This window comes from Formosa algae (assembly GCF_001439665.1).
In the GTDB taxonomy this organism is placed as follows: domain Bacteria; phylum Bacteroidota; class Bacteroidia; order Flavobacteriales; family Flavobacteriaceae; genus Formosa; species Formosa algae.
Genome location: NZ_LMAK01000014.1, coordinates 72,929 through 85,760, shown reverse-complemented (window position 1 = coordinate 85,760; position 12,832 = coordinate 72,929). Strand labels below are relative to the sequence as shown.

The 12,832-nt window shown below is 34.8% G+C and carries 13 protein-coding genes; 7 read left to right on the top strand and 6 right to left on the bottom strand.

The genetic code is table 11. The annotated features are described in order from the left end of the window. Positions 1 to 10 precede the first annotated feature (10 nt). The 6 genes from AST99_RS05320 to AST99_RS05295 all read right to left on the bottom strand — a co-directional run bounded on the left by AST99_RS05320 (position 11) and on the right by AST99_RS05295 (position 5,836). A complete protein-coding gene (locus AST99_RS05320; RefSeq protein ID WP_057779944.1) occupies positions 11 to 760 on the bottom strand; it encodes a DUF1963 domain-containing protein in 750 nt (249 codons plus the stop codon). A gap of 96 nt (positions 761 to 856) precedes the next feature. After that, the gene (locus AST99_RS05315) at positions 857 to 1,999 is read right to left on the bottom strand and encodes a hypothetical protein (protein ID WP_157486306.1); all 1,143 of its coding nucleotides are present in this window, start codon (positions 1,997 to 1,999) and stop codon (positions 857 to 859) included. 253 nt (positions 2,000 to 2,252) lie between these two features. Next, positions 2,253 to 3,509 carry a hypothetical protein gene (locus AST99_RS05310; RefSeq protein ID WP_057779941.1) on the bottom strand — a complete coding sequence of 419 codons (1,257 nt, stop codon included), beginning with the start codon at positions 3,507 to 3,509 and terminating at the stop codon, positions 2,253 to 2,255. 76 nt (positions 3,510 to 3,585) lie between these two features. Then, positions 3,586 to 4,233 (bottom strand): hypothetical protein, encoded by a 648-nt coding sequence (locus AST99_RS05305; RefSeq protein ID WP_057779939.1) that lies wholly within the window; start codon positions 4,231 to 4,233, stop codon positions 3,586 to 3,588. A 140-nt stretch (positions 4,234 to 4,373) separates the two neighbouring features. Continuing rightward, positions 4,374 to 4,910: an HD domain-containing protein gene (locus AST99_RS05300; RefSeq protein WP_057779937.1), complete on the bottom strand. Its 537-nt coding sequence runs from the start codon at positions 4,908 to 4,910 to the stop codon at positions 4,374 to 4,376. Between the two features lie 20 nt (positions 4,911 to 4,930). Beyond that, a complete protein-coding gene (locus AST99_RS05295; RefSeq protein ID WP_057779935.1) occupies positions 4,931 to 5,836 on the bottom strand; it encodes a DUF6892 domain-containing protein in 906 nt (301 codons plus the stop codon). Positions 5,837 to 6,005: 169 nt separating this feature from the next. Between AST99_RS05295 and AST99_RS05290 the strand changes: the two genes are divergently transcribed. The 7 genes from AST99_RS05290 to AST99_RS05260 all read left to right on the top strand — a co-directional run bounded on the left by AST99_RS05290 (position 6,006) and on the right by AST99_RS05260 (position 12,830). Continuing rightward, entirely contained in the window at positions 6,006 to 6,356 is a 351-nt protein-coding gene (locus tag AST99_RS05290; RefSeq protein ID WP_057779934.1) for a hypothetical protein, read from the top strand. A 2-nt stretch (positions 6,357 to 6,358) separates the two neighbouring features. Continuing rightward, positions 6,359 to 7,228: a hypothetical protein gene (locus tag AST99_RS05285; protein WP_057779932.1), complete on the top strand. Its 870-nt coding sequence runs from the start codon at positions 6,359 to 6,361 to the stop codon at positions 7,226 to 7,228. Further along, positions 7,229 to 8,362, top strand: a complete 1,134-nt coding sequence (locus AST99_RS05280; RefSeq protein WP_057779930.1) for an adenylosuccinate synthetase — start codon at positions 7,229 to 7,231, stop codon at positions 8,360 to 8,362. Between the two features lie 52 nt (positions 8,363 to 8,414). Next, complete coding sequence (locus AST99_RS05275) at positions 8,415 to 8,705, top strand: hypothetical protein (RefSeq protein WP_057779928.1); 291 nt, start codon at positions 8,415 to 8,417, stop codon at positions 8,703 to 8,705. After that, positions 8,698 to 9,108 carry a hypothetical protein gene (locus AST99_RS05270; protein ID WP_057779926.1) on the top strand — a complete coding sequence of 137 codons (411 nt, stop codon included), beginning with the start codon at positions 8,698 to 8,700 and terminating at the stop codon, positions 9,106 to 9,108. The genes AST99_RS05275 and AST99_RS05270 overlap by 8 nt, the downstream gene beginning before the upstream one ends. Before the next feature lie 91 nt (positions 9,109 to 9,199). Beyond that, entirely contained in the window at positions 9,200 to 10,249 is a 1,050-nt protein-coding gene (locus tag AST99_RS05265) for an SMI1/KNR4 family protein (RefSeq protein ID WP_057779922.1), read from the top strand. 52 nt (positions 10,250 to 10,301) lie between these two features. After that, on the top strand, positions 10,302 to 12,830 hold the full coding sequence (locus AST99_RS05260; protein WP_057779921.1) for a hypothetical protein: 2,529 nt from the start codon (positions 10,302 to 10,304) through the stop codon (positions 12,828 to 12,830). Positions 12,831 to 12,832: the final 2 nt, after the last annotated feature.

Below are 12,832 nucleotides of genomic sequence, written 5' to 3'. Positions count from 1 at the left end.
CGCTGTATAATTATCCTAAATCGGTTCTAATGTTAGAGAAGTCGCCTTTGGCAAGTTTGTCTTTTTCAATAAAAAACATTAGAAACTCATCCATATCCCAGTCCCAAGAAAAAACATTATCCCATCGTAAAGTAAGTAAAGACGTCCATTCATCTGTTTTACGAGGATCGTAAGCTAAGGTGTTGAAATATGGGTATCCAAATAAATAGCTGAACGTTTTTTTGCTTACCATATCTGGTACTTTGCTACAAACGTAATCTAGTTGCTTTTTATTTAATCCTTTATCTTTATATAACTCTTCTCTGTAAGGTATATCTACATTTTCGAGTAAATCAATGCGTATACAATGATCTACATAGAAGTAATCTAAATTAGGATTTACATAGGTTTTTAAGGGTGTACCTTCTTCAAAATGATAGACTTTTGCATAATCTTTTGCTCCGAAGAATACATTTTTGTCATCATCATTAGCAATAAAAAAGCTTAACATTCCTGTTTTTGGTAGTGGCGTTTCAAATTTAATTTCACTTAAATTAATTTGTAATGCAAAACGATAATCGCCAAACTCGTGTTTAGGCCATTCAAAATCTTCAGGCACTTCTGGATAGCCTCCTTGTTTACTTAAACCTATATTTTCTTTACTGCGATTTTCTCCTACTATTTTAATAGAGGGTAACATTACAGATCTTAAATACGCTTCTTTTTTATATAAATCGTATTTTTCAATTTTAACTATCTCTTCAAATTTAGCTTTGTCCATAAGGTTATTTTTTATTTCTGATACATTACAAAAATGAAGCTTTGCTTAGGTTTTCGAGTAACGGTTTTCAGTGATATTATAATTCCTGCGAGCTATTTACAACTCGGTTTTACGTTCTTGAAGACGTTTTAAAAGTAAATCTATAGTAACTAATTTATCCTCATATTCCTTTCTTAATACCTGCTGAGAGTTTTCTATGTTGTCATTAAATTGAAACTCTAATTTTTCCATTTTTTCTTGAAAGTTTTGAATACCTTCTACATGCTCTGCTTTAAACAAAATCGCAGGCGCATCTTCATAAGATTCTAAATCTTTAACAGAAAGCACTTCTGTACTTCCTAATTGGGCTAAGGATAAAGAATCCGATTCTACAAACACATCTTTTAGCGATAAGGTAAAGTCTACTGCAGCTGGAATACGATATACAACACCTTCTACACCTTGTTCAGTAACAAACTGGGGTAAAGAAGATACTTCTACTTGTGGAAACTGTAAGGTTAACGCATCATTTAAAAACTCTACGTTTTCAAAAATATGTTTCGGATTTATGGTGTGATAGATTGTATTCTCTGCTGTTTTAGACCAAAATCCAGCTTCAGTATATAGCGTTGTAGGATCTATGATGGTGGTGTATTTAACTTTGGATTTTTTAATGTAAGGTTTAAAATCTTCATTTAACACCTTAATCTGACTCTTATAAAATGAAACAATTTTTAAGGTTAAATCGATGTCTTTTTGCGTCTTTATTTCAGAAATGTTATTCATAATTTCTAACACAGATCTGTAGGCCTCTGCCTCTAAACTAGTGTCTGTTAAAGAGGCCGAAGCATATGGTCCTTTGTAGGCGATAATCTCTGAAGGCAGACTTATGGTTTCACCTTCAACTTGTGGATTTGTTTGCGATTCTGCATCTACAAATAAAGCATCAGGAATCTGATTCCCGGTTAACACAAAGGTGTGAGATTGGTCTGGAACTAAAATATTAGTAATCTTAATAGGATCTTCAATAGTCAGTTTAGTAGTGCTTGAAGTTAGGGCCTGATCAATACCATTTCTGTATGCTCTAGGCTCGTTTAATGTATAAATAACTTCTACTCTTAAAAGGTTTTTAGACAAAAAATATGGAGTCGCATTAGACGCCATTGTCGTGTGGTCTTGATATAAAGCGGTATAACTTTTTTTACTACATGATGAAAACATCATGAATACTAAGGCGAAATAAAGGAGTTGATTTTTCAATTTGGATGTGTTTATTTTACAATTCAAAACTAGAACTTATGCCTCTTAATTTTATCCCTGAAACTAGTGAGATTGATATATACTGTATTCAGGTTGTTTTGTTTTTACAAGCGAAAACAACAACAAAAGCACGCCTTTTGGACGTGCTTTTTTGACTAAAAAATTGCGATGTAATAGAATGCTAAATTGAAGCTTCAACTAGGTGTACATCTTTATGTTATTGCTTACCTTCAATGTTTTAAACGGAACTATTTTACCATTTTAGTACGGGTTCATCTTTCCAAAAGATTAATCGGAAATCTTCATGATGGTTGCCAGTACCTATGGTATGATTATCTCGAAGGCCTTGGTTTAATTTCAGTTTATGAATCATTCCAGAAGCAGAACCCACCCACAGTGTCTTTTCATCGTCTGAAATAGTCATTCCAGTAATTGTAGATCCTAAAAAGTGTTTCCAAATAGAATGCCCTTTACTATCTACAGCTTTAATGTAGCCAAAAGCATCTCCTAAAATGTAGAATTTTGAAGTTGCCACACCACAATACACGCGCATCCCGTCTTCTATAGTGATACAGTCTTCGCTACCTTCATAAGCAGGAATATTAATATTATTAAAATTAGAAGCATCTACACCAATGGTAACGCCGTTATAAAAATGACACGAATTGGTAATTAACTGCTCATCATTTTTAGAAAACAAACAGAAATCCGGATAAGCAGATTGTGTGCCTATTTGTGTAATTTCTTTCCCTGTATTATCTAAAACTCTGTGATCGTAACATTGATCGCCAACCACAATGTATGTATTGTCATTAGAAAGTGTAGCGTTTTCCATATCTATGTATGGTTCCCACTCGTCATCTTCCGGATCTGGTAATGGGTGAATCATATGTTCATCATCATTAGAAATAATATAAATTCCATCTGATGATACCAATAGCACTTTTAGTCCGTCGTTAAACGGAATTAATTCTGTGATACCGATATCCTTTGCTTTATCTAAAATAAATGCTGAAATAATTTCACCTTCCCAACCTTGAGTAGTTACAATCGTATTATTTGCTGCAATTGCAAACACATTTTGTTGTTTAGATTTACCTATGGCATGAATAGATTCGTCCAGTTTTAGAGTTTTATCTTCACTAAGTATATAAGCTTGTCTTTGCTCATACGCTGTTCCTGTTACAAACACAATTTTCTCATGGTCTATAAAATTCAATTGCATAATACTTTGTCCTTTGTCCTGCATTAAGTGGACAAAAGGTATGTGAGCAGGCGGAAAATCTGTTCTAAATTGAGTAACTGTATGAGTTTTATTAGCTTCTTTTAAAAGCTGAAATACAGAAATTGCTAAATGTCCCCGTTCATCTTTAGGCTCTTCGCCTTTCCAATTTTCCCAACCGTTAGTTTCACCAAACTCAACCATGTTGTTAACGTTTGTTGCATATGTACTTCCTTTAAGATTCCACTCCTGTTTAAGGTCTTCTATATTTTTATCTGTAAGTTTCATTGCTATGTATTTAAATACGATTGATCTGATGGTAGATCTAATTATGTTTAGAAAGGCTTATGCTGAGTTTGTTGATTTAGTTGAAAAGAATAGCTGTCTTATTTTCTATACTGAATTTTACTGCATCTAAAAGCGTTACACAGACTAATATCTCGATCCAAAAATCATCTTCCATTTCTATAATTGAGTTCAGTTTATCCACATTAGTGAGGTTGTTATTTTCGTCTAATCCTATACCTAAATGTGTTGTCAGACTTTTTAACTCTTGTAACAAACTATAAGAAGATCCAATCATGGCACCAGGAACTGGATTTTTATCGGTATCAAAAAGCACTTCTGGTAAGTCTACAGGAATATAAAACCCTTCTGAATCTGAATGCGTTAACAAATGACTAGACATATATGAATAATGATCTTCTAAAACAGGATCTGCTCCAGGTTCATCATCGGTAGGAAATGGTGTTGGTGTCCAGTCCAAGTTTTCATTATCTCTGTTTTCCCATACGTGCGCAGCAAAACGTCTTAAATGATGTAGAAAACTATAAGGAAAACCTCCAAACTGCAAAGGCGTTATATGTAAAGTTTCTGGTTCGTGGTGTGGTGCGACATTATTGGCTTCTAAAATGACATTGATGTTATCAAAAATAATTTTATACGCTTCATAACCTTCAGGTTCGTTCTCTTTAAAATCTGCTAAAATCCCTGTTGAAATCGTTAATCCCATAATAATCTTGATGTTTTATTTATATAAAACAAAATTAGTACGAAAGACGTGTTTTTTTATCCCTGAAATTAATGAAATCGATAGCTACGGTATTCAGGTGATTTGGCTTTTGCCAATAATTAAAAATAAAAAAGTACGCCTTAGTCCACGTACTTTTTGTAGTCTTCTATTTTATGTTTTAACCGATCTGCTAAATATGTGTTTTTATCTTGAAGCTGCTGGTAAATCAGTTTTGCGTCTTCACCATATGCATGTATTTTGGCGGTATTCCAATGTTTTGGCGGACGTTGTAAATTGGTAATTCTATCGGCTAACTTTACCAAACCCACTTCTTTTTCTAAGGTATTAATGCGCTTCAAACTGTCTAACATCCGTTCCGTTTTTGTAGGTAACGTTTCATCTTTTGTTAAAGCACTTACTCCTTCAGCAATCGCTATTCCAAATTTCTTTTCAAGCGTTTTAAAAGTCGTAGATGTATCTTCTAAAGTATCATGTAAAAGTGCCAATTGTATGGCAAATGCCAAATCGAAATCTAGGGTGTTTTGATACGCCATAAGTACTTCCATAGCTACATTAGACAAGTGTAACACGTAATTCGCATTACTTCCTGGCACCTTCTGTTCACTATGTTTTTCTCCCGAAAACTGAATGGCTTTTTGATAGAGTTCCTGAATCATAACGCTAAATATAAGCTATTTTATAACCAATCGGCATCAATACCCAGAGCTATAAATTCATCATAAGCAGCATCGGTAGCATAGCATAAGGTTACTTTTTTTAAATTAGGAAAGTGTTTAGCATCAACACAAGTTTTAATATCCCAATATTCCACCGCACCACCAGAAAAAGGCGATAAATTCATATAAATATCGTTTCCGCCATCTTGATAAATTTCTGTGATTTCTGAAGCTAAACGCTTCGGCACAGGCAAAGCTTTAAAATATTGCTCTACTTCTGCTATCGGCTCATAGCCTTCTTCATCAAGATCTATCTCGCGACCTCTATACCACTTTGCAAATTCATGAATATCAAACTGAGGTTTCATCAAACCTTTCATATACATCAATTCTTCTATTATAGAGAGTTTAAACCCAAAATCTACAAAGGTAATCTCATCCTCTTCTATGGGTTTAATGGTATATTTATCTTCAGGAATTCCAGCCCAACGTACAAATGGTGTATATGTACTTATCTCTATCGTCTTAATAGTGTCTTTATCGGCATCAAACCAAGCACTATAATTTCCTTGTACTAATGCGCCCGTATTATCACCATCAAAAAGTTTAATATGCTCATCTACATGCGTTTTATAATAGGTAACAATATCACGATAATTGTAATTAAATATACCTGTAAAGGTCTGTTTCGGACTAAAATCATACGTCTGTAAAGCCAACACCACACTTAGAGATTCAATCAGTTCACCACCTCTAGAATAAGCTAAAACTCCCGAATCGTCCCAAGTGAAAACAGTATTATGTTTGCCTTTAGATATTCTGCAGGCTTCACCAAAAGCCTGTTTTAAAGTGTCTATAGACACTGGAAATTGAATCACAGTAGTATTAATTTTAAGTCCTGTTGAAGATAAATCTATGGTAATCATATATACGTTTTAGAAAATCAAAGATAAAAACTACATAAAAAAAACATATGCCGGTTATCAGTGATTTTTATTACTAAAAAGAAATATTTTATGTCTCAAATACAAAATCACCCTTTTCAGGGATAAAATGCATAGAGACGACTTTTAACTTTGTTGAAAACCTTTTTTTATGGAAGATCAAGTTAAAAGTGCTGCGTTTTTAGAGTCTTTAAAACGCAATAACGAAAAAATAAGAGACGATCGCGCTAGCGCTATAGCAGAAGATGCACAGCTGATGTACAAACGCGAAACAGAAGATTTAGCCTTGTCTTTAAAACGCCTAAAACGCGAACAAGAAAACATGCTAGATATGAGTCCCACAGATGCCAATAGTTTGGTGTTAGCATCCGATTTTGATGCGAAAGATTATGTCTCAAAAGACTTAGAGATGTCTGTAAAAATTAGAAACTTAGAAATAAAACTAGAATTAGCCAAAAAGCGATATACGTACTTATTTGGTGGAATAATAAACGAATTATAATTATGGGAGGAGGAAGATTTAGTCATGATGCATATTCTAAATTAAGAAGATCTAAAGACTACAGCAATAAATCTAGAGAAGAAATTTTTACGTCTCGACACATAGATCCAGAAATGGATCCATCAAATGTGGTATTTAGAGAGTCTAGAGATTCTGAAGAACATCCAGAAACCGTATCTATTATAGTCGCTTTAGATGTTACCGGAAGTATGGGGTTTGTTCCAGAACATATTGTAAAAGAAGCCTTGCCAGACCTTATTGGCTCGTTAATGGAAGCTGGAATTGAAGATCCGCAAGTGTTATTTTTAGGGATTGGCGATTTTATTTATGATAGTGCCCCTATACAAGTAGGACAATTTGAATCGTCTGCCGAATTATTAGACCGTTGGTTAACCCGCGTATACCTAGAAGGCGGTGGTGGTGGAAATAATCAAGAAGGTTACAATCTAGCCCATTTGTTTGCGGCACGTCATACATCTATCGATTGCTGGGAAAAACGACAACAAAAAGGCTTTTTATTTACGATTGGAGACGAACCTGTATTCCCAACCATTCCTGCAGAAATTATAAAAAGATACACCAATGCAGATGAAGCAGAAACCATAACCACAGAGGCTATTATTGCTGAAGCTCAAGACAAGTACAATGTGTTTCATATGCATTTAGAGCATAATGAATGGGCGAAACAAGAAAAACGCAAGGGAAACTGGAAAACACTTTTAGGTGATAACTATATAGACATTCCAGATTATAAAACGGTAGCAAAACGCATTGCAGAGGTGGTCATTCAAAACCATAAACCAAGCACGACGACCAAAACCACAAATACAGCTTCTGGTACTACAGATGTTGAAGTTGAAAACATGCTATAAATGCCAAAGTGTAGCTTAGTTATAGATTTAGGATTTGGCGATGCCGGAAAAGGGGTAACTACCGATGTTCTGGCATCGCAACATCCTGAACACAGTCTAGTGATTCGCTTTTCTGGCGGACACCAAATTGGGCATACCGTAAGCACTGAGAAGCTAACACATACGTTTAGTAATTTTGGTTCGGGGACGTTGTTGGGCGTGCCGACCTATTATTCGGAGCATACCACGGTATTTCCGCCAGCCATTTTACAGGAAGGCGAATTCTTAAAAACCTATCAGCCAAAATTGTATTTACATCCGTTGGCCATGATAACCACCATTTACGATATTGCTTATAATAGAGCCGTCGAAAAGCAACAAAAACACGGATCTTGTGGTTTAGGTTTTGGAACTACTATTGAAAGGAATAAAGCCGAAGTCTTTTTATATGCGAACGATTTACAGTTCCCATGGGTATTACAACAACGGTTACAAAGCATTAAAACTTATTACGATACCAAACTAGACAGTCAGCCAAAATCGGTACAAGATTATTATAAAAACGAACTGAAAGATTATAACGAAGCCTATTTTATAGACAGTTGTGTCGCAATTCAGAAGTTCTACAGTGTAAACACACTTTCAGATTTAGCGACAACATTCGAGCATTTTATTTTTGAAGGGAGTCAGGGGATTTTACTCGATACTCAACATGGGTTTCATCCGCATACCACTTGGAGTTATACGACCTCTAAAAATGCAATTCAACTTATTAAATCTCATCTAAAACACATTACAGACATCGACATTTATTATGTATCGCGCTGTTACCAAACGCGTCACGGTAATGGCCCCATGTCTAATACAGAAACGGTCAAACTTCAGAATAATGAAAATGAAGCCAACGTAACGAATGAGTTTCAGGGTGTATTTAGAACCCAAGCTTTAGATTCTGAATTGCTCAATTATGCTTTGAGTTGCGATGCCATGCATCATCAAAACATGAATATTCAAAAGCATTTCGTACTGACTTGCCTAGACCAATTACCTGATTTTTCTTATAAAAATCTACTTCAAAAATTAGATACCACATTTAAAATCGTCTACGGCAGTTACGGCCCTAAACGAGAGTGTGTTAAGACACTATCACAATAATATACTTAAATCACACCCAAATACAAACCATATAAAAAAATAGAATTAAATAATGAAAGTAAATACTCTTACTAGTATTGGCATCTTAATTAATACCCTAATTACAGCTTTTATTTATTTTACAGAGGCATATAAAGGCTTAGATATTGTCATGATTATAGCCCTAATAATGTGTTATATAGGCTTTATCGTCATGCAATGTAACCAAGCTAAAATTGGGAGTATTATATTTTGTATTGGGAGTGTGCTATTTATTCCTATTGGTCTTGTTGGTATAATAGGTGTTAGAAAAATAGTAGAGCACATAGAAGCAGAAAAATTTAAAAAATTACATTATGAATAAAATAGAAACTGAAATCGGATTAAGCTCGAGCGCAAAAAACAAACCCTTGTATTTTGCACTGTTTATGGGAGCAATAAGTATAATAGCCCTACAAGCAACATCAACCATACCAGGTATGCCTATTGGATTGGCAATACTATTTAGCACACTATATATCTTCAATAAAAACCTTAAAGTTTTTACATTTTTCGAAAAGCATTTTGTGTTTCAAGCAGGTATAATAGGCAAAAAAAACGTAGCTTATAGTGCATTAAAGTCGTATGCTGTCGAGAAAAAAATCATAGTCATCACCTATCAGAATCCGAATGAAAAAGAAAAAAAGATCAAATTTCCAATCAGTCAAATTGAATCAGATCAATTTCAAGTACTAGAACACACTCTAAAAAGCAAAATTACAGTTTAAATTTACCTCTTCATTTTTTAAAATCATTAGTTTCAGGGATAAGGATTTCAGGCTTCACAAGTATCTTAGCGGTATTAAAAAACAGGAATAAATGAGTCATATTACCGCGTATTCAGATCACGTAAAACAGATGAATTGGGAAGATTTCAATTTTAAAATCCTTTTAATTGACACCCTACCCGCTCTAAAAGATGCCACACATTACAGCAATAGTTTCACGTTTAGAGATGCCCTTTTAGAAGCTACAGAAAAAGCATCGGGGAAGTCTGTATTCAAGCTTTTATTTATTACACCCGACAATGATTCTATTCATAAATTCTACGGCATCGCGTATTTAGAGGACAAAACTATTTTTACGTTTGAAATAGAACATACACCAAAATTTGAAACATGGTTTTCGGTTATTCATAATGAAGAAGATGAAACCCCTACCGCATCAGTGTATACCTTTAGTACGAATGGTTATAGTTCGCAACCCCTCTCTAATTTTAAGTCTTTTACGTTTCAAGACCACACCGGTACTTTTATAGATCATTGTATTCCTAATCAATTTATAGCAGAGCGGTTAGCTAAAGAAAAAAATGATTTTTTAGCCCCTTTTATTCAGCTAAAAGCTCAAGTTGATATGAAAGAATTAGCACAATCTTTTATTGCTTTAGTGACAGAAAAAGGATTATCAATCAATCCGCCTCATAACAATGATGCCCTATATGCGACTTTTGAAGCTGAATCGGGCTTTCCGTTTCCACAACTTATTAAAGATTATTTAAGTCTACATAACGGCATTGAACGTTGCGCCATAATGGGTGCCGAAGACATCTATAATGAGTGGAAAGAATGGAAAAATGTGTACGACGAATGGACGCAGGAAGAGCTATTTAACACCTACTCTACCAACACGGGAAAAGCATTATTAATGTACACCACGCCCTATTGGATTCCGTTTTTCGATTTACAAAACGGCAATTTTTTAGCCTTCGATTTTGCTCCTAACACCAAAGGTACAGCGGGGCAGATTATACGTTTTGGTGCCGACCAAGAGATTGGATATATCGAAGCTGAAGACCTCAATACATTTTTGAGAAGTTTAATAGACAACACAACTGATATTGAAGACCATGAATGGTTTTATAAAGCCTAACGTCTGGAAAACCGAATAACATAGCACAACTAATTTGAATAACACCCAGCACATGTCTGCGATTTTTAAAGAATACATCCTACCCAAAATACATATAGCATCTTTAGACGCTTCTGAAACTAAAGCCTTTATTACTGTTTTAGAATTGGTGAATGCCACACATCTAGAGGTTTATACAACTGCTACAAACAGTACTGTTTCAGATGGTTTAACTGCAAATTTCACAGCAAACTTAGCACAGCAAATCTATTTTCATCCCAGTATATATGCCAATGAACAACACGGTTTAGAATTTATAATTTCATGGCTTCCATTGCTAGAACACGGCTTTTATCCAGATGAAAAAAGCACGAATACACTTGTCAAATTTTTGAAATTCAGTCTGAGTTATTTACAGTCAGATGCCATTTCAGATGGTTTAAAAACGCAATTGTTTCTGGTTTTAAAAACACTTGTACATAGCACCTCTAAGGCTTCGCTTCCTATTACTCGATTTTTAATTGATAGCATTTTCGATATTCGAGATGTTTTGAATTCCGATTTTTTAATTCAGCAATGTCTACAACACCAAATATTGGTAGGACAATACACTGTAACCAATTCAGAAGATGAACTAAGCGCTTTTCCGTTTAAAATAGACACTGATTTTATTGCGCATTTTTTTGATACTAATTGGTATACATTCATCTCAAAATTTCATCACATGTTACCTGTCGGGCGTGTATATGTTACAGGTGCCTACGATTTGATGTTACCCTGGTTTAGTAACACGCTTGCAACATTTTATAAAGACCATTTAAATGTAGCAATAGATGCTCACCATGCTTTAAAAGAGCGATTAATTTTTGGTGAAGTCAAAAGTCTGGAACTCCTCAACATCAAAACCTCCGACAATAACTATCCGTTAATAAACGCTTTAGCGTCTAAAGTTTGGGACGCTGGAGATGTGTTATTATTCAATAATCGCGATAAGGCAATTCCGCAAGATCAACTAGACAACTGTTATTTACGTTTTATACAATGGCTCTCTGCCGATGGTGGAAGTCATTTTTACACCGAAGCTTTTAAAGACTATGGCATTCATATTTTAAGCGACAATACCGCTGAAGCGCTTCCTTTACAATGTATTCCGTTTTGGTTTGATACGTGTCACCCAAAAACTGGTATCGCTTCGCAAACCGAAACATACAACACTTTGTTTTCAAAATTACTGATTGAAGATTGTAAAGGCACACTTCCTGTAATGCGTTATCAGAATCAAGAGGTTCAAGTCACCGGTGCTTTTTTAATTAAAGAGGTTTTTTTAGCTAAAGAACACTTAAAAACGTGGCTTCAACATTATTTAAAACTCGGACTTAAAAATCCGTTAAATCAATTTTTGGTCCGCACATTTTTCGATGCTCGCGAGGTTTTATCTGAGATATACACACCCGAACAGCAAAACGATTTACAGGTGTATTTATTAGAATTGGCGTATTCTGCAAGAGACACCAACCAGGCTATTAAAGCACAACATATGCCGTGTATTGCAAACACCCTGTTCACCTTATGTGTAGAGCCCGGAAATTTTACCCGCGTAAACGAAATTTGGGCACTAAAAAATTTAGATGACACTATTGTAGACCTATGTAACCAATTTGCACGCAAACATTATATTAATGAAAATCGTCCGTTAAACCTTAGTAATATCCAGGCATGGTTTAATTATTTGGGCGATTATTATTACAGTTATAAACAGGAAGGCGTTTGGGTTACAACGGTTTTAACCACACAAGGTGTGCGTACGGCAACGTATTTTAATGCGTACAAAGACGATGTGGGTTATTTTCTAGACCGATTGGTAAAACGCGTAATTAGTTTTCATAAACGTTGTAAACAAAAAGAAACAACCAACACCATATTTACTAGTATAGCTACTGAAATAGAAACATATTTAAGTGATTTCTTAGGTGAATTAATGCCAGAAAAACTTCATCTGAATACCATCACTTATCTGTATGAATACAGCAATAGCGACGATTCTCGTTTTAGCAGTAATGATGTTTTATATGATCAAATTGAAAGTTATAGTCAGTTTGTCTTAAATTCTGAAGCATCAACCGCTGAAAAATCTAATCCAGAACACGCAACAGAATCAGTCACAATAGCAAAAAACACAGATGATGCAATGCCATTATCTGATACGAATTTGAATGCTATTACAATGAATCAGCATTACATAAAAGCGCTACTTACTAATTTAGAAACGTATAAAGATACAGGCGTATACGAAACCAAACTTTTAGCTTTTTTCAACGAAAATATAGAAGAATTAAAAACATGGTTAAGTTCCGATGAAACCGGCATGGAAAACCGATTCAGTCAGGCACTTTATATGGCCTTACTCGACACCAATTTAGCACCAGGAACCGACCAAGACACCTATGGAACACTGTGCAGAAGTTTGTTTGCACATATTGTCAAAGGCACTAAAATGTCTACCTCATACGGTATGGGATTACAAGCTATGGCAAAATCTGGAGCTTATTCAACAGAAGTATCAACCGCATTATTACAAGTGGTTGATGATTTAAACGCATAGAA

Excerpts from the sequence above, each read along its gene's own strand:
- AST99_RS05265 (WP_057779922.1), top strand. The coding sequence starts at position 9,200 with ATGAGTCATATTACCGCGTATTCAGATCACGTAAAACAGATGAATTGG.
- AST99_RS05295 (WP_057779935.1), bottom strand. The coding sequence starts at position 5,836 with ATGATTACCATAGATTTATCTTCAACAGGACTTAAAATTAATACTACT.
- AST99_RS05300 (WP_057779937.1), bottom strand. The coding sequence starts at position 4,910 with ATGATTCAGGAACTCTATCAAAAAGCCATTCAGTTTTCGGGAGAAAAA.
- AST99_RS05320 (WP_057779944.1), bottom strand. The coding sequence starts at position 760 with ATGGACAAAGCTAAATTTGAAGAGATAGTTAAAATTGAAAAATACGAT.
- AST99_RS05305 (WP_057779939.1), bottom strand. The coding sequence starts at position 4,233 with ATGGGATTAACGATTTCAACAGGGATTTTAGCAGATTTTAAAGAGAAC.
- AST99_RS05280 (WP_057779930.1), top strand. The coding sequence starts at position 7,229 with ATGCCAAAGTGTAGCTTAGTTATAGATTTAGGATTTGGCGATGCCGGA.
- AST99_RS05310 (WP_057779941.1), bottom strand. The coding sequence starts at position 3,509 with ATGAAACTTACAGATAAAAATATAGAAGACCTTAAACAGGAGTGGAAT.
- AST99_RS05285 (WP_057779932.1), top strand. The coding sequence starts at position 6,359 with ATGGGAGGAGGAAGATTTAGTCATGATGCATATTCTAAATTAAGAAGA.
- AST99_RS05270 (WP_057779926.1), top strand. The coding sequence starts at position 8,698 with ATGAATAAAATAGAAACTGAAATCGGATTAAGCTCGAGCGCAAAAAAC.
- AST99_RS05290 (WP_057779934.1), top strand. The coding sequence starts at position 6,006 with ATGGAAGATCAAGTTAAAAGTGCTGCGTTTTTAGAGTCTTTAAAACGC.
- AST99_RS05275 (WP_057779928.1), top strand. The coding sequence starts at position 8,415 with ATGAAAGTAAATACTCTTACTAGTATTGGCATCTTAATTAATACCCTA.
- AST99_RS05260 (WP_057779921.1), top strand. The coding sequence starts at position 10,302 with ATGTCTGCGATTTTTAAAGAATACATCCTACCCAAAATACATATAGCA.